Annotated in this window: 16 protein-coding genes; 11 read left to right on the top strand and 5 right to left on the bottom strand. The window is 33.9% G+C overall.

Translation table 11 applies throughout. The annotated features are described in order from the left end of the window. Nucleotides 1-223 precede the first annotated feature (223 nt). Both ubiE and porT read left to right on the top strand, forming a co-directional pair. Nucleotides 224-955 carry a bifunctional demethylmenaquinone methyltransferase/2-methoxy-6-polyprenyl-1,4-benzoquinol methylase UbiE gene (gene ubiE, locus H603_RS0109060; RefSeq protein ID WP_026708291.1) on the top strand — a complete coding sequence of 244 codons (732 nt, stop codon included), beginning with the start codon at nucleotides 224-226 and terminating at the stop codon, nucleotides 953-955. Nucleotides 956-978: 23 nt separating this feature from the next. Continuing rightward, nucleotides 979-1,695 carry a type IX secretion/gliding motility protein PorT/SprT gene (porT, locus tag H603_RS0109055; protein ID WP_026708290.1) on the top strand — a complete coding sequence of 239 codons (717 nt, stop codon included), beginning with the start codon at nucleotides 979-981 and terminating at the stop codon, nucleotides 1,693-1,695. 3 nt (nucleotides 1,696-1,698) lie between these two features. On the opposite strand, the gene H603_RS0109050 is transcribed toward porT, so the two are convergent. Further along, a complete protein-coding gene (locus H603_RS0109050; RefSeq protein ID WP_026708289.1) occupies nucleotides 1,699-2,427 on the bottom strand; it encodes a TrmH family RNA methyltransferase in 729 nt (242 codons plus the stop codon). A 37-nt stretch (nucleotides 2,428-2,464) separates the two neighbouring features. Here H603_RS0109050 and tamL point away from each other — a divergent pair, with 37 nt between their 5' ends. The 3 genes from tamL to accD all read left to right on the top strand — a co-directional run bounded on the left by tamL (nucleotide 2,465) and on the right by accD (nucleotide 7,069). Beyond that, nucleotides 2,465-5,023 carry a translocation and assembly module lipoprotein TamL gene (gene tamL, locus H603_RS0109045; protein WP_026708288.1) on the top strand — a complete coding sequence of 853 codons (2,559 nt, stop codon included), beginning with the start codon at nucleotides 2,465-2,467 and terminating at the stop codon, nucleotides 5,021-5,023. A 66-nt stretch (nucleotides 5,024-5,089) separates the two neighbouring features. Beyond that, a complete protein-coding gene (fbaA, locus tag H603_RS0109040; RefSeq protein ID WP_026708287.1) occupies nucleotides 5,090-6,157 on the top strand; it encodes a class II fructose-bisphosphate aldolase in 1,068 nt (355 codons plus the stop codon). A gap of 57 nt (nucleotides 6,158-6,214) precedes the next feature. After that, complete coding sequence (gene accD, locus H603_RS0109035) at nucleotides 6,215-7,069, top strand: acetyl-CoA carboxylase, carboxyltransferase subunit beta (RefSeq protein WP_026708286.1); 855 nt, start codon at nucleotides 6,215-6,217, stop codon at nucleotides 7,067-7,069. A gap of 87 nt (nucleotides 7,070-7,156) precedes the next feature. On the opposite strand, the gene H603_RS0109030 is transcribed toward accD, so the two are convergent. Further along, complete coding sequence (locus H603_RS0109030; RefSeq protein WP_026708285.1) at nucleotides 7,157-8,203, bottom strand: NAD(P)-dependent alcohol dehydrogenase; 1,047 nt, start codon at nucleotides 8,201-8,203, stop codon at nucleotides 7,157-7,159. A 121-nt stretch (nucleotides 8,204-8,324) separates the two neighbouring features. After that, nucleotides 8,325-9,575: an ABC transporter permease gene (locus H603_RS0109025; protein WP_026708284.1), complete on the bottom strand. Its 1,251-nt coding sequence runs from the start codon at nucleotides 9,573-9,575 to the stop codon at nucleotides 8,325-8,327. 197 nt (nucleotides 9,576-9,772) lie between these two features. On the opposite strand from H603_RS0109025, the gene purH reads away from it, so the two are divergent. The 6 genes from purH (at nucleotide 9,773) to rodA (ending at nucleotide 17,037) form a co-directional block, all read left to right on the top strand. Further along, on the top strand, nucleotides 9,773-11,299 hold the full coding sequence (gene purH / locus H603_RS0109020) for a bifunctional phosphoribosylaminoimidazolecarboxamide formyltransferase/IMP cyclohydrolase (protein WP_026708283.1): 1,527 nt from the start codon (nucleotides 9,773-9,775) through the stop codon (nucleotides 11,297-11,299). A 54-nt stretch (nucleotides 11,300-11,353) separates the two neighbouring features. Further along, nucleotides 11,354-12,382: a rod shape-determining protein gene (locus H603_RS0109015; protein WP_026708282.1), complete on the top strand. Its 1,029-nt coding sequence runs from the start codon at nucleotides 11,354-11,356 to the stop codon at nucleotides 12,380-12,382. Between the two features lie 91 nt (nucleotides 12,383-12,473). After that, entirely contained in the window at nucleotides 12,474-13,298 is an 825-nt protein-coding gene (gene mreC, locus H603_RS0109010) for a rod shape-determining protein MreC (protein WP_026708281.1), read from the top strand. Then, a complete protein-coding gene (locus H603_RS0109005) occupies nucleotides 13,291-13,797 on the top strand; it encodes a hypothetical protein (protein ID WP_026708280.1) in 507 nt (168 codons plus the stop codon). Before mreC ends, H603_RS0109005 begins: the two co-directional genes overlap by 8 nt. Next, entirely contained in the window at nucleotides 13,794-15,785 is a 1,992-nt protein-coding gene (mrdA, locus tag H603_RS0109000; protein ID WP_026708279.1) for a penicillin-binding protein 2, read from the top strand. The genes H603_RS0109005 and mrdA overlap by 4 nt, the downstream gene beginning before the upstream one ends. 16 nt (nucleotides 15,786-15,801) lie before the next feature. Next, nucleotides 15,802-17,037: a rod shape-determining protein RodA gene (gene rodA / locus H603_RS0108995; protein WP_026708278.1), complete on the top strand. Its 1,236-nt coding sequence runs from the start codon at nucleotides 15,802-15,804 to the stop codon at nucleotides 17,035-17,037. Nucleotides 17,038-17,046: 9 nt separating this feature from the next. On the opposite strand, the gene H603_RS0108990 is transcribed toward rodA, so the two are convergent. Further along, nucleotides 17,047-17,877 carry a DNA/RNA non-specific endonuclease gene (locus H603_RS0108990; RefSeq protein WP_026708277.1) on the bottom strand — a complete coding sequence of 277 codons (831 nt, stop codon included), beginning with the start codon at nucleotides 17,875-17,877 and terminating at the stop codon, nucleotides 17,047-17,049. A 17-nt stretch (nucleotides 17,878-17,894) separates the two neighbouring features. Next, on the bottom strand, nucleotides 17,895-19,004 hold the full coding sequence (locus H603_RS0108985; protein WP_026708276.1) for an ABC transporter permease: 1,110 nt from the start codon (nucleotides 19,002-19,004) through the stop codon (nucleotides 17,895-17,897). Nucleotides 19,005-19,016 lie beyond the last annotated feature (12 nt).

The following is a 19,016-nucleotide window of genomic DNA, read 5'->3' as shown; positions in this document are numbered from 1 at the left end:
TTTAATCATTGAAAAAATACCTTATATTTTTATGGTGTAAAACTCGTTATTAAATCATTAGTCCACAATACCCACTTTTAGTGATATTTGGCTCTTTTTGAAAATTTAACATTTATCATAAATTCTGTCATTTAAGCTGATTTCGCATTCCTCGCCCTATAGAATTTAAAAAACTAGACTCCAATAAAAACAGATTATAGTATATTTGTAAAAATTAAAAAAAATGTCAAAAAACATCACTCCATATAAAGACTCTACACTAGGTAAAAAAGAACAAGTAGCACAAATGTTTGATACTATTTCTGGCAATTACGATAACTTAAACCGTGTTATTTCTTTTGGAATTGACATTAAATGGCGTAAAAAAGTCTTAGAAATTGTATCAAAAACTAATCCGAATACTATATTAGATATTGCAACTGGTACCGGAGACCTTGCTATATTGATGGCTCAAACAAAAGCTTCTCAAATTATAGGTTTGGATATTTCTGCCGGGATGTTAGAAGTGGGAGAAAAGAAAATTGCTGCAAAAAATCTTTCTAAAACTATAGAGATGGTATTAGGCGATTCAGAAAAAATGCCTTTTGAAGACAACTATTTTGATGCAATAACCGTTGCATTTGGTGTTCGAAATTTCGAAACATTAGAAAAAGGTTTAGCGGAGATCTTGCGAGTTTTAAAACCAAATGGCGTTTTCGTTATTTTAGAAACTTCTGTACCAGACAAAACTCCGTACAAACAAGGATATAATTTTTACAGCAGAAACATCCTGCCGCTTATTGGTAAATTATTTTCTAAAGACAATGTTGCTTATGGTTACTTGTCAGAGTCAGCTGCAGCCTTCCCTTACGGCGAAGCCTTGAACAATATTTTAAGAAAAGTTGGGTTTATAGATGTAGCAGCTCTACCACAAACCTTTGGAGTAGCAACAATCTATACAGCGTCAAAAAAATAATTGCCCATTTCATTTCGATATTTATGAAAAAGATATTCTTACTTATACTTTTATCCTTCTTTTTAAAAGGGAATGCACAATACAACAAAAGTATTTTTGGTAAAAACCCAATTATTAATTTGGAAAATTTCCAAAGTCAGCCTATCCATTTTGGATTTTACCTAGGAACTAATTTATTCGATTACAAAATAGATTATAAAGAGCCACCGGTACAAGAGATTCAAACTTTAAAGTCGACAGGTTTTAATGTGGGAATTATTGGAGACTTGAGATTACAAGAATACTTACACCTGCGTTTTGAACCTGGATTATACTACTCAAAAAGAGAGTTTGTTAATCCTGATGCAACAACATCATTTGGTAATTCAAGAGAGTTAATAGGAACATATATCCATTTACCTCTTTTAGTAAAATTTTCAGCTTTACGAGCAGGAAACGTTCGCCCTTATTTAGAAGGTGGTTTTTCGGGAATGCTGAATTTATCGAGCAATCAAAACGCTAGCGATTTAGATGCAAGTGAAGAAAGACTTCGATTAAAACAATGGACATTTAATTACGAACTAGGTGTAGGTATCGATATTTTTACAGAGTACTTCATCTTCTCTCCTTCTGTAAGAGGTGTTTTTGGAATTGGCGATGAATTGATTCATTATGACGGACTAGGCGGACCTGGTCAATTTACTGACAATATAGATTCGATTAAAAATAGAGCAATACTACTTAATTTCACCTTCCATTAATCATTAATAATTACGTTTAAATTCACTTAAAACGATTGCTGTAGCTGTGGCAACATTTAAACTTTCTGTTAGTTTTAAATCTCCAAAGCGCGGAATCGAAATTCTGTTTTTAATGATACTTTCAATTTCCTCTGAGATCCCATTGGCTTCATTTCCCATGACAATGATTCCCTCCTCAGGCAATGAGGCCTTATAGATATTGTCGCCGTCCATAAAGGTTCCGAACAAAGGCACTTTGGCTGTAGCCAAAAACTCTTCTAAATCAAGATACTTTACGTTTACACGACTTATAGAACCCATGGTAGCTTGTACCACCTTTGAATTATATAGATCTACAGAATCATTTGAACATACTAATTGTGTAACTCCATACCAATCGCACAACCTTAGTATCGTACCTAGATTACCCGGATCTCTTACACCATCAAGTGCCACAATAAGACCCGAAGTTAATAGCTCACGCTCTACAGGAATTTTAAAAAGTGCCAAACATGTATTAGGAGTTGCTAGCGCGCTTATTTTTTTTAAATCATTGTCATGAATCAGACTAAGTTTGTCTGCAGGAACATGATCAAAGTTATTTTGAGTAGTGTACAAATGTTCCAACTCAATATTAGAATCTAACAGCTCTTGAATTACCTTTACCCCTTCGGCAAAAAATAATTTATGTGCTAAACGATACTTTTTTTGCTGTAAACTAGTTATAAGTTTTATTTGGTTTTTACTAACCATAAAAATATGTACTTTTGAATTAAATATTTTAAAACACTTGAAGAAAATTTCAACAAAAATATCATTAATTATTCTAATAGGGATAATAATATCTGCTTGTAACACTGAAAAAAGAGTTCCAGATGGAAAAATGCGTTTAACAAAAAACAGAATTATCGTTAATGACAAACGCACTAGCGAGGAAAACGCTTATAATCAGCTTTATCAAAAACCTAACAGTACTTTTATTCTAGGCTATCCTTTGCGTTTGCATCTATACAATTTAGCAAATTTAAATCCAGATTCCACCTACGCAGCTAAATTCAAGAATAATCCAGGCTTGTACGAAAGGCAATCAAAATTTTTATCGGCTAAACAAGTTGATCGATTAGGTAAATCTTTTTTATACCACGGCATTCATGATTTCTTAAAAAAAGTAGGAGAACCCCCAGCGATCATAGATAGCACCAAAACGGCTAAATCAGTGACTCGATTGAAGTATTACTACTTCAACAAAGGCTTTTTTGACGTTGAAACAAGTTTTAAAACAGATACAATTAATGGCAAAAAGGCGAAGATAGATTATATCATAGCTACTAAAAAACCTTACTTTTTAGATTCGATAACATCGTCAATCAGTACTCCTGCTTTAGACTCATTATATAAAGTCCAGAAGGCAAATTCTCTATTAAAAAGTGGCGAGCAATATCAAACTGTTAATTTTGATGAAGAAAAAAACAGAGTTGCAGTACAATTTAGAAATAACGGTGCCTATTATTTCCAACCCACTTATGTGAATTTTAATATAGATACCATAAACAAAGTGAATAAGGCCGATGTGAATATGATCATTGGTGACTATACTTACCAAGATAGGGATTCAACACGAACAGAGCAATTTAAGTTGTACAAGATTAGCGATGTAAACATTTACACCGACTATTCTTCTACCCGCACAGACAACACGATAAACGACAGTATAACATTTAAAAACTTTAATTTATACAGTCATGATAAATTAAAGTACAAGCCCCATGCTATTACAGATGCTATTTTCATCAACAAAGGAATGCCTTTTGCTGATTTTAGAACTGTACTTACCACGCGTTATTTAAACAATTTAAAGATTTTTAATTATCCGAGTATACAATATGAAGTAGATAAAAGAGATAGTACTGCTAGCTCGCTTATCGCGAAAGTATATTTGACTCCACGAAAAAAATACAGTTTTGGAGCCTTTTTTGACGTCACACACTCTAATATTCAAGATATTGGAATCTCATTTAGCCCTTCATTAACGATACGAAACGTCTTTAATGGAGCAGAAACTTTGTCTTTATCAGGAAGAGCAAATATTGGATCTTCAAAAGATTTAGCCAATCCTAATAATCAATTTTTTAATGTGTCTGAGTATGGTGCCGACTTAAAGCTGACCATTCCCAGAATATTTTTACCTTTTTCTACAGAGCGCATTATTCCAAAAAGTATGATTCCGTCAACTTTGATGGCTGTAGGTTTTGCACGTCAAACAAACATTGGTCTTGACAAAGAAAATTTTACAGGATCTGTAACTTACAATTGGAATCCAAAGAGAAATAATACTGCGCGCTTCGACCTGTTTAACGTACAATTTGTTAGAAATTTAAACCCCGATAATTACTTTAATGTTTACGGATCGTCTTATGACGCGTTGAATGAAATTGCTCAAACTTATAATAACGACGCTGCTAACTTAGATACCAATGGCGATTTACTAATCAATAATGGTACAGCTGCTTTTACAAATTCAGTAATCAACAATGGAACTGCTCTAGTGTCTACAGATGATGATTATCAATCAGTAAAAAGTATTGAAGAAAGAAGAGTGCGATTAACCGAAAATGACTTTATACTAGCAACAAGCTTTACCTTCACTAAGACAACTAAAAAAGACCTGCAAGACAAAACTTTCTATTTATTTAAAACTAAAATTGAATCTGCTGGATCGTTACTTTCTCTACTTTCAAGCACTACAAATAGAGCAGTTAACGCTGATGGAAATAGCGAGATTTTTAACCTTGAATATTCAGAGTATATTAAAACAGAGTTTGATTACATTAAGCATTGGGACTTATCAAATGAGAATATTCTAGCCGTAAGAAGCTTTTTTGGGATTGCAATACCTTTTGGAAACTCAGATAATATCCCTTTTTCTCGAAGTTACTTCTCTGGTGGTTCAAATGACAACAGAGCATGGCAACCCTATAGCTTAGGACCTGGGCGAAGTGGTGCCGTGAACGATTTTAACGAAGCCAACATGAAGATTGCTTTGAGCGCAGAATACCGATTTAAAATTGCTGGAAATATTAAAGGAGCCTTATTTAGTGACGTAGGAAATATATGGAACGTACTTGATAATGTAACCGATGAAAAATCAACATTTAACGGTTTTAAAAGTTTCAAAGATTTAGCAGTAGGCTCTGGATTTGGATTGCGTTACGATTTGACTTTCCTAGTCGTGCGATTTGACTTAGGTTTTAAAACGTATGATCCAGCAAACGAAACCGACAAGAAATGGTTTAGAGATTATAACTTTGCAAACAGTGTTTTAAATTTTGGTATAAATTACCCGTTCTAATGCTAATTAATTCTTATTTTTGTAGTCTTGAACTAAAAAATAAAAAACCACTAAAAAAAATTTACAATGGCACACAACATCAAATCAGGCGTAGCTACAGGTGATCAAGTACAGGAAATTTTCAATTATGCAAAAGAGAAAGGATTTGCTTTACCTGCTGTTAACGTAACTGGATCTAGTACAATAAATGGAGTTTTAGAAACAGCTGCTAAATTAAATGCACCTGTAATCATTCAATTCTCTAACGGAGGAGCACAATTTAATGCGGGAAAAGGTTTGTCTAATGCAAACGAGAAAGCGGCTATCGCTGGAGGAATTGCAGGAGCAAAACACATTCATGCATTAGCAGAAGCTTACGGAGCAACTGTAATCTTGCATACTGACCACTGCGCAAAAAAATTATTACCTTGGATTGACGGTTTACTAGATGCTTCAGAAGAGCATTTTGCAGCAACTGGAAAACCTTTATATAGCTCTCACATGATTGATTTATCAGAAGAGCCTATTGAAGAAAACATCGAAATTTGCAAAGGTTACTTAGCGAGAATGAGCAAAATGGGAATGACATTAGAAATCGAACTTGGAATCACAGGTGGTGAGGAAGACGGTGTTGACAACTCTGATGTTGATAGTTCTAAATTATATACACAACCTGAAGAAGTTGCATTTGCTTATGAAGAGCTAATGAAAGTAAGCCCTAAATTTACAATCGCTGCGGCTTTTGGAAATGTACATGGTGTTTACAAACCAGGTAATGTGAAATTGACTCCGAAAATTTTAAAAAACTCTCAAGATTTCGTTCAAAAGAAATTCAACACAGGAAACAATCCAGTTGATTTTGTTTTCCACGGTGGATCAGGTTCTACACTTGAAGAAATTAGAGAAGGAATTAGCTACGGAGTTATCAAAATGAACATTGATACTGACTTACAGTTTGCTTACACTGAAGGAATACGTGATTACATGGTTAAAAATATTGACTATTTAAAAACTCAAATTGGTAATCCTGAAGGAGCTGATGTTCCTAATAAAAAATATTACGATCCTAGAAAATGGGTACGTGAGAGCGAAGTAACTTTCAACACAAGATTGGAACAAGCTTTTGCTGACTTGAATAATGTGAATACACTATAATTAACAATTGACAGTTGACTAATACTAAGTGTCAACTGTCAATTATACTTTAAATTTATGGCTTGGTTTAAAAGAAAAGAAAAAGGAATTACGACTGCTACTGAGGACAAAATGGATGTCCCAAAAGGACTTTGGTACAAATCACCAACCGGTAAAGTAATTGATGCTGATGAATTAGAACGCAATTTATTTGTAAGTCCAGAAGATGGATTTCACGTTAGAATTGGTAGCGCAACCTATTTTGAAATTTTGTTCGACAACAACGAGTTTGTTGAATTAGATAAAAACCTTACATCTAAAGATCCTTTGCATTTTGTGGATACAAAAAAATATGCAGACCGATTAAAAGACGTCATGGAAAAAACCAAACTTAAAGACGCAGTGCGTACTGGAGTGGGTAAATCAAAAGGTAAAGAGGTTGTTATCTGCTGTATGGACTTCGCTTTTATTGGTGGATCTATGGGAGCTGTTGTAGGTGAGAAAATTTCAAGAGGAATCAACCACGCCATTAAAAACAAACTTCCTTTTATCATGATTTCAAAATCTGGTGGGGCACGTATGATGGAAGCTGCTTATTCTTTAATGCAGTTAGCAAAAACATCTGTAAAATTAGCGCAACTTGCTGAAGCAAAATTACCGTACATCTCGCTTTGTACAGATCCTACAACAGGAGGAACGACTGCATCTTATGCCATGTTAGGAGACATTAACATCTCTGAGCCTGGTGCTTTAATAGGATTTGCTGGACCTAGAGTTGTAAGAGATACTACAGGAAAAGATTTACCAGAAGGTTTTCAAACAGCTGAATTTTTACTTGAGCACGGTTTCTTAGATTTTATTACTCCAAGAAAAGAATTGAAAGACAAAGTCAATTTATACATTGATTTAATCCAAAACAATACGATTAGATAATTCAGTTATTCTAATAAATAAAAAATCCCAAGATTCAACATCTTGGGATTTTTTTTGCTCTAAGTAAAAGCTATGTTGTTGTAATTATTACTTCAATGAAGCCATATCAATGACAAAACGGTATTTTACGTCGCTTTTGTTCATTCTGTCATAAGCTTCGTTAATATAATCCATATTGATTACTTCAACATCAGATGTGATGTTGTGCTCAGCACAATAATCTAACATTTCTTGAGTCTCAGCAATTCCACCAATTAAACTTCCCATGATACTTCTACGTTTCATTACTAAAGTTGCTGCTGGAATAATAGCTGGAGAATTAGGAATACCTACAATAATCATTGTACCATTAGTATTCAATAAGTTCAAATAAGCATTGTAATCATGCTCAGCTGACACTGTGTTTAAGATAACATCAAATTTACTTGTCAATGACGCCATTACTTCTGGATCCGAAGTTAATGCAAAATGATGTGCTCCTAATTTTTTAGCATCTGCTTCTTTTGAAGGTGAGTGACTTAACATTGTTACTTCTGCACCAAATGAAGCTGCAAACTTAACTGCCATGTGACCTAAACCACCTAATCCTAATACACCTACTTTATGACCTTTACCTACATTTAAGTAACGTAATGGAGAATATGTAGTAATACCAGCACATAGTAACGGTGCAACACCTGAAAGCTCTAATTTATCAGAAACGTGTAAAGTGTATTCCTCGTCTACAGTGATACTTGTAGAATAACCACCGTAAGTAGGAATATTTGTTCCTCTTTCATAGCTATTGTACGTACCTGTCATTCCTTCATCACATAGTTGCTCATCACCAGCTTGACAGCTTGGACATGTTCTACATGAATCTACAAAACAACCAACACCTGCTAATTCACCTACTTTAAATTTTGTTACCGCACTACCTACTGCAGTAATACGACCTACAATTTCGTGTCCAGGAACTAATGGATATATAGCTGGTCCCCAATCACCCTTTGCAGTGTGAATATCTGAGTGACAAACACCACTGTAAAGAATCTCGATTTGAACTTCTTTTTCTTTTATTTCATCTCTTTCAAAAGTGTACGGTTTCAATGGAGTCTCCGCATCATATGCTGCATAAGCTTTAATTTCTGACATATATATTATATTTTAATTCGGTGGCAAAATTACGAAAACAGCAGTCTGCAACTGTTAAGAATTATATAAATGAATAGGATGAACAAAGGTTAAATTTTGGTCCATAAGACTCTATTACATCCTACATTCCTGTACGAATTGCTTCTACCGGATCCAGTCGAGACGCGCTAATTGCAGGTAATATTCCAGATATCAATCCTATAATCGCAGCTAACACTGTTCCTAGTATTATGTTCCCCGTACTTAGCACAAATTCAAAGTCAAGAACATTAGTAATAATAATCGAAATAATCCATACCATGATCAACCCAATAATCCCTCCAATGACAGATAAAATTATAGCTTCAAATAAAAATTGAAATAATATGAAGTGATTTTTAGCCCCAAGTGATTTTTGAATACCTATTAAATTAGTTCGTTCTTTTACTGAAACAAACATGATATTTGCGATTCCGAAACCTCCAACTAACAATGAAAAACCACTAATTATCCAACCTACAAAATTCATTTGACCAATGATTCCGTCAATAAAATCCGTAAAACCTGATAATACATTGATGAAAAAGTTATCAATCTCCCCTGCTCTAAGTCCGCGAGCAGCTCTTAATTTTTGAATCACATCGGCCTTATACGCTGCCATATCGATTCCTTTTTTGGGTTTCAATAATATAACAGGCGTCATTGAATCATTATTATCTCCGTACAATCTTCGCAAGAAGTTAACTGGCAGATATACAGAAGTATCATTACTATCTCCAAACAGCCCTTCTCCTTGTTTTTTTAGCACCCCTATAACGGTAAAACGCTGCCCATATAATCTAAGATTTTTACCTATAGGATCCATTTGGCCAAAAAGGCCTTCTGCTATCTCACTTCCTAAAACAATAACTGCAGTACCTGAATTAGATTCCGATTCATTATAAAAACGTCCCGTATCAAACTCCAATCCTCCTATATCAATAAATTCATTCGAAACAGGTACAACATTTACATCACTAACCGTTTTCGATTCATATTTTAAACTCTCTCTTTTTACAAACAATTGATATCCTACTTGGTCTGTATTATTAATAGAATTTTTCAAAGTAGTATACTCGTCATAAGTCACATCAGGAAATTGCTCTCGTTTCCATTGCGGAATATCTGAAGGGCCAAAAGAAAAACGCATTAAATAAATGGTATTTTTATCTAAACTACTCAAATCTTTAGTGATTTTTCGATCTAAAGAATCTACTGCAGCAAGCACCGCAATAATAGACAAAATACCAATGGTGACCCCTAATAATGAAAGCAGCGTACGCAACTTATTATTAGTTAACGCATTGATTGCAAACGCAAAACTCTCTTTTAATAATCGAAAATAGACTATCATAATATATTAATTTCTGTTAAAGTAAAATTCCATAAATATTCTTCGTAAACCTAATAAAATACCGCTTGCTTCTGTCGTTCCACCTTTATTTTAAAATTAATATAAAATAAGCGCTGTATTTACAAATTATCTCTTTTTCAAATAGTTTAATTTTAACTTTAAAAAACTATTTTTGCATTTTATAACTATAACTACACATGGACACAACAAAAACAATTCAATCTGCATTAATTTCAGTATTTTCGAAAGAAGGCCTTGAACCTATTGTAAGACTACTAAACGATCAAAATGTTACACTTTATTCAACAGGAGGTACAGAGGATTTTATAAAAAGCCTAGGAATTCCAGTTGTAGCAGTTGAAGATGTTACTTCATACCCTTCAATACTAGGTGGTAGAGTAAAAACATTACACCCTAAAGTATTTGGTGGAATTTTAAACCGCCAAGATAATGAAAGTGACGTGCAACAAATGAAAGAGTTTGATATTCCTCAAATTGACTTAGTAATTGTTGACTTATACCCATTTGAAAAAACAGTAGCATCTGGCGCAAGCGAATCAGATATAATTGAAAAAATAGATATTGGTGGTATTTCTTTAATTAGAGCAGCTGCTAAAAACTTTAAAGACACAGCAATCGTAGCTTCAGTAGATGAGTACAGTTTACTACTAGATATGATTACTAAAAATACTGGAGCAACAACTTTGCCTGAAAGAAAACTTCTTGCAACAAAAGCATTTCACGTTTCTTCTCACTACGACACAGCAATCTTTAACTACTTTAATACAGATGAAACAGTATATAAAGAAAGTATCGCTGACGGTCAAGTATTAAGATATGGTGAAAACCCACACCAAAAAGGATTTTTCTTTGGAGACTTTGAAGCAATGTTTAACAAAGTACACGGAAAAGAATTGTCATATAATAATTTATTAGATGTTGATGCTGCAGTTAATTTAATTAACGAATTCAAAAATGACGGACCTACTTTTGCAATATTAAAACACAATAATGCATGCGGACTAGCTTCTAGAGCAAATATTAGCGAAGCCTATGTGGCGGCTTTAGCATGTGATCCAACTTCAGCTTTTGGTGGTGTTTTGATTTCGAATACAAAAATTGATGTTGCTACGGCAAACGAAATAAACAAATTATTTTGTGAAGTTGTGATCGCTCCAGAATATGATGAAGCAGCTACTGCAATTCTTCAAGAAAAGAAAAACCGTATTATCTTAATTCAAAACGAAGTTGCATTACCTTCGAAGCAAGTTAGAACTTGTCTAAATGGTTTGTTAATTCAAGAAAGGAATAATATTACAGACAATAAAGAAGATCTAAGAACCGTTACCCTAACAAGTCCAACAGAACAAGAAATAGAAGACTTAATTTTTGCGTCAAAAGTTTGCAAAAACACCAAGTCAAATACAATTGTATTTGCAAAGAATGGCACTCTTATTTCATCTGGAACAGGCCAAACTTCTCGAGTAGACGCATTATTACAAGCGATTGAAAAAGCAAGAGTATTTGGGTTTGACTTAAATGGCGCATCGATGGCCAGTGACGCCTTCTTCCCTTTTCCTGACTGCGTAGAAATTGCAAAAAATGCTGGCATAACAGCTGTAATTCAACCAGGAGGATCAATAAAAGACGAATTAAGCATCAATTATTGCAACGAAAATAAACTTGCAATGGTATTTACAGGAACGCGTCATTTTAAACATTAATTTGTTTAACTTTGTGCGCTCTTAATTTTTAACTTTTAAACCCCTAAAAAACTTATGGGATTTTTTGATTTCATGACTGAGGATATCGCGATAGACCTTGGTACAGCTAACACTTTAATCATTCACAATGATAAAGTTGTAATTGACAGCCCATCAATTGTTGCCAGAGATAGGATTTCTGGTAAAATCATCGCCGTTGGTAAAGAAGCTAACTTGATGCAGGGTAAGACACATGAAAACATTAAAACAATAAGACCTTTGAAAGACGGTGTAATTGCAGATTTTGATGCTTCAGAAAAAATGATCAGTATGTTTATAAAAAGCATACCAGCATTGAAAAAAAGAATGTTCACTCCAGCTTTACGTATGGTTGTTTGTATTCCTTCTGGAATTACCGAAGTAGAAATGAGAGCGGTTAAAGAATCATGTGAAAGAGTAAATGGTAAAGAGGTATATTTAATTCACGAACCAATGGCAGCAGCTATAGGTATAGGAATTGATATCATGCAACCAAAAGGTAATATGATTGTAGATATAGGTGGTGGTACTACTGAAATAGCAGTTATCGCCTTAGGCGGAATCGTTTGTGACAAATCTGTGAAAATTGCAGGTGATGTATTCACAAATGATATCGTTTACTACATGCGTACACAACACAATTTATTTGTGGGTGAAAGCACTGCCGAAAAAATTAAAATCCAAATTGGAGCTGCAATAGAAGATCTTGAAACAGCACCAGAAGATATGTCAGTTCAAGGTAGAGATTTATTGACGGGTAAACCTAAGCAAGTAGATGTTTCTTACAGAGAAATAGCAAAAGCATTAGACAAATCTATTCAAAGAATTGAAGATGCAGTAATGGAAACATTATCGCAAACGCCTCCTGAATTAGCAGCTGATATTTACAACACTGGTATTTACTTAGCTGGTGGTGGATCAATGTTGAGAGGATTAGATAAAAGAATTTCTCAAAAAACAGATTTACCTGTTTACATCGCTGAAGACCCGTTAAGAGCAGTTGTTAGAGGAACTGGGATGGCTTTGAAAAATTTAGGAAGATTCAAAAGTATCTTGATAAAATAAGAATTCTAAACAGTTAGTTGTGCATTGAAAGTTACATTTTAATGCATAACTACTTTTAGAAATTTTTCAAATAATATAATACAAATACCAAATGCAGCAAATATTTAATTTTATATTTAAAAACAGTAATCGCATACTGTTTTTGCTGCTATTAGGCATTTCGTTATTTCTTACTGTACAATCGCACTCTTACCATAAAAGCAGGGTGATTAGCTCAGCTAACTTTTTAAGTGGTGGAGTATATGAGAAAATCAATAACGTAAGTGAGTACTTGAGTTTAAAAACACAAAATGAAGCACTTGCCATAGAAAATGCAAGATTGAAAAGCTTATTGTTTAAAACTAAGGATTCTTCTGCAATAAAAAGATTCCAAAATCTAAAAGTGACTTTACCAGATGATGTCGTAGTATCTAAAGTGATACGCAATTCATTCAATGTTCATGAAAATTTCTTGACATTAAATTCTGGATCAGATGCAGGACTTGAGCCTGATATGGGAGTGATTAACAACTTAGGAATAGTTGGAATTATTGACAAGACATCTAAGAATTTTGCTACAGTAGTCAGCATATTAAATGTTAAGTCACAAATAAACGCAAAAATAAAAAAATCAAATCACTTTGGTTCTTTGATTTGGAATGGTAGAAGCACTGGATTTGTTCAATTAATTGATGTCCCTAGACTGGCAGCGATTAGAAAAGGTGACACCATAGTTACTGGAGGACAATCAGTAATTTTTCCAGAAAACATCAATATTGGTACTGTAGATAAAGTAGAGATCGATAATAAAACACATTATTACACTATCAATGTTAAGCTCTTTAACGACATGACTAATCTAGGACATGTCTACGTAATCAAGAGTAAAAACAGAACAGAATTTAATAATTTAGAAAAAACCACGAAACATGAATAGCACTTTGTTAGTCAATATTTCACGGTTCATTTTATTATTAGCCGTTCAAATTATCTTTTTTAATAACATGGGGTTTTTAGGTTTTATAATGCCTTTACCTTACATCTTATTTATTATTTTATATCCAGTAAATGGTAATAAATCAGGTTTATTAATTGCTAGTTTTCTACTAGGGTTAATGATGGATGTATTTTCAAATTCAGGGGGAATTCATACCACTGCTTGTTTAGTACTAGCATTTGTTAGGCCTTCCATATTTAAGTTCTCTTTTGGTGTGAGTTATGAATACCAAACAATCAAGTTAAACGACGTCTTGACACCTGAACGATTTTCATTTATATTAATTTCGGTTGTTATTCATCATTTCACTCTATTTATATTAGAGGCTTTTCAAATAAGTTTCTTCTTAGACATTTTACTACGTGCTTTTTTAAGTACGATATTTACAGTTATCAGTTGCATTATCATAATATACCTTATTAAGCCAAACAAACGATGAGAAAATTTCTGCTGCCTTCTTTAATAATTATCGCAGCATCTTTGCTACTAATCCGCATATTTTATTTGCAGGTTATCAATGATACTTTCAAATTAAAGTCGGAGAACAATGCCATAAAAATCAAATATGATTATCCTGAAAGAGGGTATATTTATGATCGAAATGGAAAATTGTTAGTAGCAAATCAGGCATCTTATGATATCATGGTAATTCCTCGTGAATTAAAAAATATCGATACTTTAGAATTTTGTGGACTACTAAAAATCACGAAAGAAGATTACATTAAGAAAATTGCTAAAGCAAAAGTATATAGCCCTCGCCTACCATCTGTTTTCCTAGCTCAACTTAACAAAAGCGAATTTGCAGCCTTCCAAGAAAAAATTAGAAAATTTGAAGGTTTTTATTTCCAAAAAAGATCATTAAGAGATTACGAAGTTGACTTTGGAGCCAATGTTTTTGGAGGTATTACGGAAGTAAACGAGAAAATAATCGAGAAAAACAAATACTATAAAAGTGGTGATTTAATTGGTAAACAAGGAGTCGAGCAAAGCTATGAAGAGATTTTACGTGGTATCAAAGGGGTGAAATATTTTCAAAAAGACAAATACAATCGCGAAATTGGTTCTTATAAAAATGGTAAATTTGACACTATTGCAGTTCAAGGTGAGGATATTACTCTTTCGCTTGACGCTGAAATACAAAAGTATGGCGAACAATTAATGATCAATAAAAGAGGTGGAATTGTTGCAATCGAACCAAAATCTGGGGAAATACTCGCATTAGTTACCGCACCTTCTTATGATCCTTCAATTTTAGTAGGACGCGAAAGATCAAAAAATTACACTTTATTATATCATGATTCTATAGCAAAGCCATTATACGATAGAGGACTTCTTGCTGAATACCCTCCAGGCTCGCCTTTTAAGATTTTAACCGGTCTAATTGGTTTACAAGAAGGTGTTATCGATGAACAAACTTCTTTTATGTGTCATCACGGTTTTAGTTATGCACGTGGTCGGTTCATGAAATGTCACGGTTTTGGCCCTCACAGCTTAAACAACGGAATCTATAACTCTTGCAACACCTATTTTGCTCAAGTTTACATGCGTACAATTAACAAATATACTAAACCAGCAAATGCGGTTGATATTTGGAGCAAACATGTTAGAAGTTTTGGATTAGGATCGTTTATGGGTTATGATTTACCTACCGGAAAAAGAGGAAATGTACCCGATTCAAAAACGTATAAAAAAATATATCCTAATGGTGGCTGGAGAAGTACCACTATTGTTTCGAATTCGATTGGACAAGGAGAAGTTTTGATGACACCAATACAACTAGCAAATATGATGGCAACGGTTGCTAATGAGGGATATTACTATACACCTCACATCATCAAAAAAATTAAAGGCGGAACAATTGATCCAAAGTTTACTGAGAAGCACGAAACTACTATCGATAGGCGTTTTTACAAACCAGTTATACAAGGTTTATTTGACGTGTATAACATGGGTACAGCGAGAAGTTTGAGAGTGGAAGGAATCGATATTTGCGGTAAAACAGGTACTGCAGAAAATTATGCTAAAATCGACGGAAAAAGAGTTAAGCTAGAAGACCACTCTATATTTGTTGCATTTGCACCAAAAGACAATCCAAAAATCGCCATTGCGGTAATGGTTGAAAATGGAGGATATGGAGCAACAATCGCTGGACCAATCGCAAGTTTAATGATTGAAAAATATTTAAGAAAAAAGATTTCCAGAGTAGATCTAGAAACGAGAGTGCTAAATATTAGTTTGAGAGATCGTTATGCTAAATTAGGAGGGATGTCTGAAGCAAGTGCAATCGAAACAACCCCTAAAATGGATAATGCAGTAATTAAAAATGCTGTCAATGCAGCTATTAAGGCGGCAACTAAAACTACCACTGCAGCAACAGTAAAAAATACAGAAAACACAACTAAAGTAGACCTTACTTCACAAAACTAAAAGAGAATAACTGCCAATGAAAAATCAAAGTATTAAAAAAAATCTTGATTGGACTTGTATTATTATATACACCGCACTTGTAGTGATGGGATGGTTGAATATTTATTCGTCTTCTTTATCTTCTACAGATGGCACCTCAGACAAGCAACTTATTTTCATAATACTAACTATTCCTTTGATTTTTATTCTTCTTGCTGTAGATAGTAAGTTTTATGAAAAATACGCCAGCATCATTTTTATAGGAGCGCTTATACTACTCGCAGGCCTATTTCTTTTTGGTAAGACTATTGCCGGTCAGCGTTGTTGGTACGCCATAGGAGGATTCACACTGCAGCCCTCAGAATTTGCAAAAGCAGCTACAGCATTAGCTCTAGCTAAATATTTAAGTGACTCACAAATTAATTTAAAAGATGTCAATAGACAAATACAGGCATTAGCAATCGTATTGTTACCCGTTTTCTTAATATTACCACAGCCAGATCCTGGGAGTGCATTAATATATAGTGCATTTATCTTAGTGCTTTATCGCGAAGGTCTACCTTCTTGGTATGTATGGACTGGTTTTATTGCAATCCTATTATTTGTTCTTACACTTATATTCGAACCTATTTACATCATTTTAGCATCACTATTAGTCATTTTTGCAGTGTATTTTAAGTCGAGGTTAGGAGACAGAAATCCTCTTGCAAGCGGAATCATTTTTGCTCTTATTTCTGGTTTTGTACTGTCTGTTGACTATGTTTTTGACAATGTGTTCAAGCAACACCATAGAGACCGTTTTAATATATTACTTGGGAAAACTGTCGACTTAAAAGGAATTGGATACAACACAAATCAGTCAGAAATTGCCATAGGCTCTGGAGGATGGATTGGAAAAGGATTTCTAGAAGGAACGCAAACAAAAGGTGGTTTTGTTCCAGAACAACATACCGATTATATTTTCACTACTGTGGGTGAGGAATGGGGTTTTCTAGGATCACTTTTTGTAATTGGACTATTTACGGGTTTGCTACTGAGAGTAATCTACCTTGCAGAAAGACAAAAAACAAAATTTAGTCGTGTTTATGGATATTGCGTTGCTGGAATTCTTTTTATCCACTTTTTTGTAAATATTGCGATGGTTGTTGGTGTATTCCCTACTATTGGTGTCCCACTTCCATTCTTTTCATATGGTGGATCTGGATTATGGGGATTCACAATCTTGCTATTTATTTTCTTAAAAATGGATGCTAATAAAGTAAACGAATGGTAAAATTATAAGCTAGTTTAAAGCCCAATCTTTATATCCTGAATTCTTTTCTAAAGCATTCTCCATATCATCATTAACATTTGGAAAAAAATCTATTCCGGTCATCTCTTCAATTTGATCTATAGAAACAACAAACGTATATAAAGGAGCATCACTCTTTTTATTGGGCATTAAAAAGGCAATCGCTTTAAGTTTGTTATGATCATCATCAAAAACAATTTTATAGAAGTAATCCGGCACTACGACGTTCTCAGTTCCTATTGTCTTTGTAGTGTTTTTAAGCACTCCTCCTGTGATTACATTCACACCGTCATATTTTACAGCCCAGTAACGCACTTTTTGCTCTAATCGATTCCAAACACCAGCATTAAAGTTATGATTTTGAGGCGAAATGTTTGACGTGTAAAAAGTATCATTATAGGCATCTTTGTCAAATTCCATGTCTCCAGCGGGACACAAATGCCCACGATCATAACCTGATTTTTTATAATTTCTCCAATCAGCTGACTTTGCTTTTACTAATTTATCTTCAATAAAATAAGGCCTTTTAAAGTCATTGTTTACAATGTAGTTTTCTTTTAATTCGTAAGCCAACCACTCTGCTTGTTCCGCATTATTATCATAAGAGAAGGTGTAATACTTATGAACCACAATTTGATTCTTTGAAGGCGCAGGCAAGTAGTCATCAAAAGTCAATGAATTAAAGTTTGAAGTCTTAGATTTTGAATTAAATTGCTTATCTGATACGTTATCAACACTTTTTTCTTGCTCTTTGCAGGACGCTAAAACAATCGTACTTAAAACTGTAATTAATAATAGCCTTTTCAACATACTGCTTTTCATAATACTGTAAATTTAGATTATTGTTTAACATCTAATGCATCTCGAAGGGCATTACCCATCATCATAAAGGCAAGAGTGAGCGACATAATAGCTAGGCCCGGTACCATTGCGAGATATGGCTTACCTAAAATAATGTAGCTATAGTGATCTTTTATAATACTTCCCCAACTAGGAATAGGTGGTTGCGCTCCCAACCCTAAAAAACTAAGTCCGCTTTCTACTAATATAGCACTAGCAAAGTTAGCCGCAGATATTACAATTACAGGAGCTATAATGTTAGGTAAGATGTGATTGAAAATGATGCGAAAATCATTGAAACCTAAAGCTCGAGCCGCAGTAACGTATTGCATTTCTTTAACGCTTATTACCTGACCTCTAACCACACGGGCTACTTCGACCCACATAGTTAACCCCACAGCCACAAAGACCTGCCAAAATCCTTTTCCTAGAGCAAGTGTAATAGCAATAACCAATAGTAAGGTAGGGATTGACCATATGATATTTACAATCCACATAATTAAAGCATCTGTTTTTCCTCCAAAATAACCTCCTATTGCACCAAAAAATATACCTACAATTAGAGAGATTACTACAGCGACCACCCCTATAGAAATAGAAACACGTGAACCTATTAACATACGGCTCAGTAAATCTCTACCATATTTATCTGTACCAAAATAAAAAGTTCTTGTACTAATGTATTTATCCGAAACTTCTTTAATCGTACTAATGTCATAAAATGCACTTAGGCTTATTTCTTTCTCCATCTTTAAAGATGGCTCGTCAGAATATTCAATGTATGTTAGTTTATTGTTTGTAATCGAATAAGAAGTAATCGGAACTTCAGTTACGGTATTGGCTGCACCAAAAAAATAATCACTAAAATGATTGTCTTGCTTTTGACTTAATGGAATCGTTAATATTTGAACTTTGAACCCTGGAGATTTAGAATGAATCGATAAATGCATTTGGTTCGCATTTTCTGATTTATCAGGTGCTAATACATAAGCAAATATCGAGGTGAGTACTAATATTAAAATAAAGGCAAAACTAAAAACGCCCCAAAAATTCTTTTTGAATTTTTGGAGCGCAATAGCTGTTAAAGACTGAGTTATATTATTGTTCATTTATGATTTACT

Source organism: Flavobacterium frigidarium DSM 17623, from assembly GCF_000425505.1.
Lineage (GTDB): Bacteria > Bacteroidota > Bacteroidia > Flavobacteriales > Flavobacteriaceae > Flavobacterium > Flavobacterium frigidarium.
The sequence above is the reverse complement of the archived record's forward strand: the minus strand, read 5'-3'. Positions and strand labels throughout refer to the sequence as shown.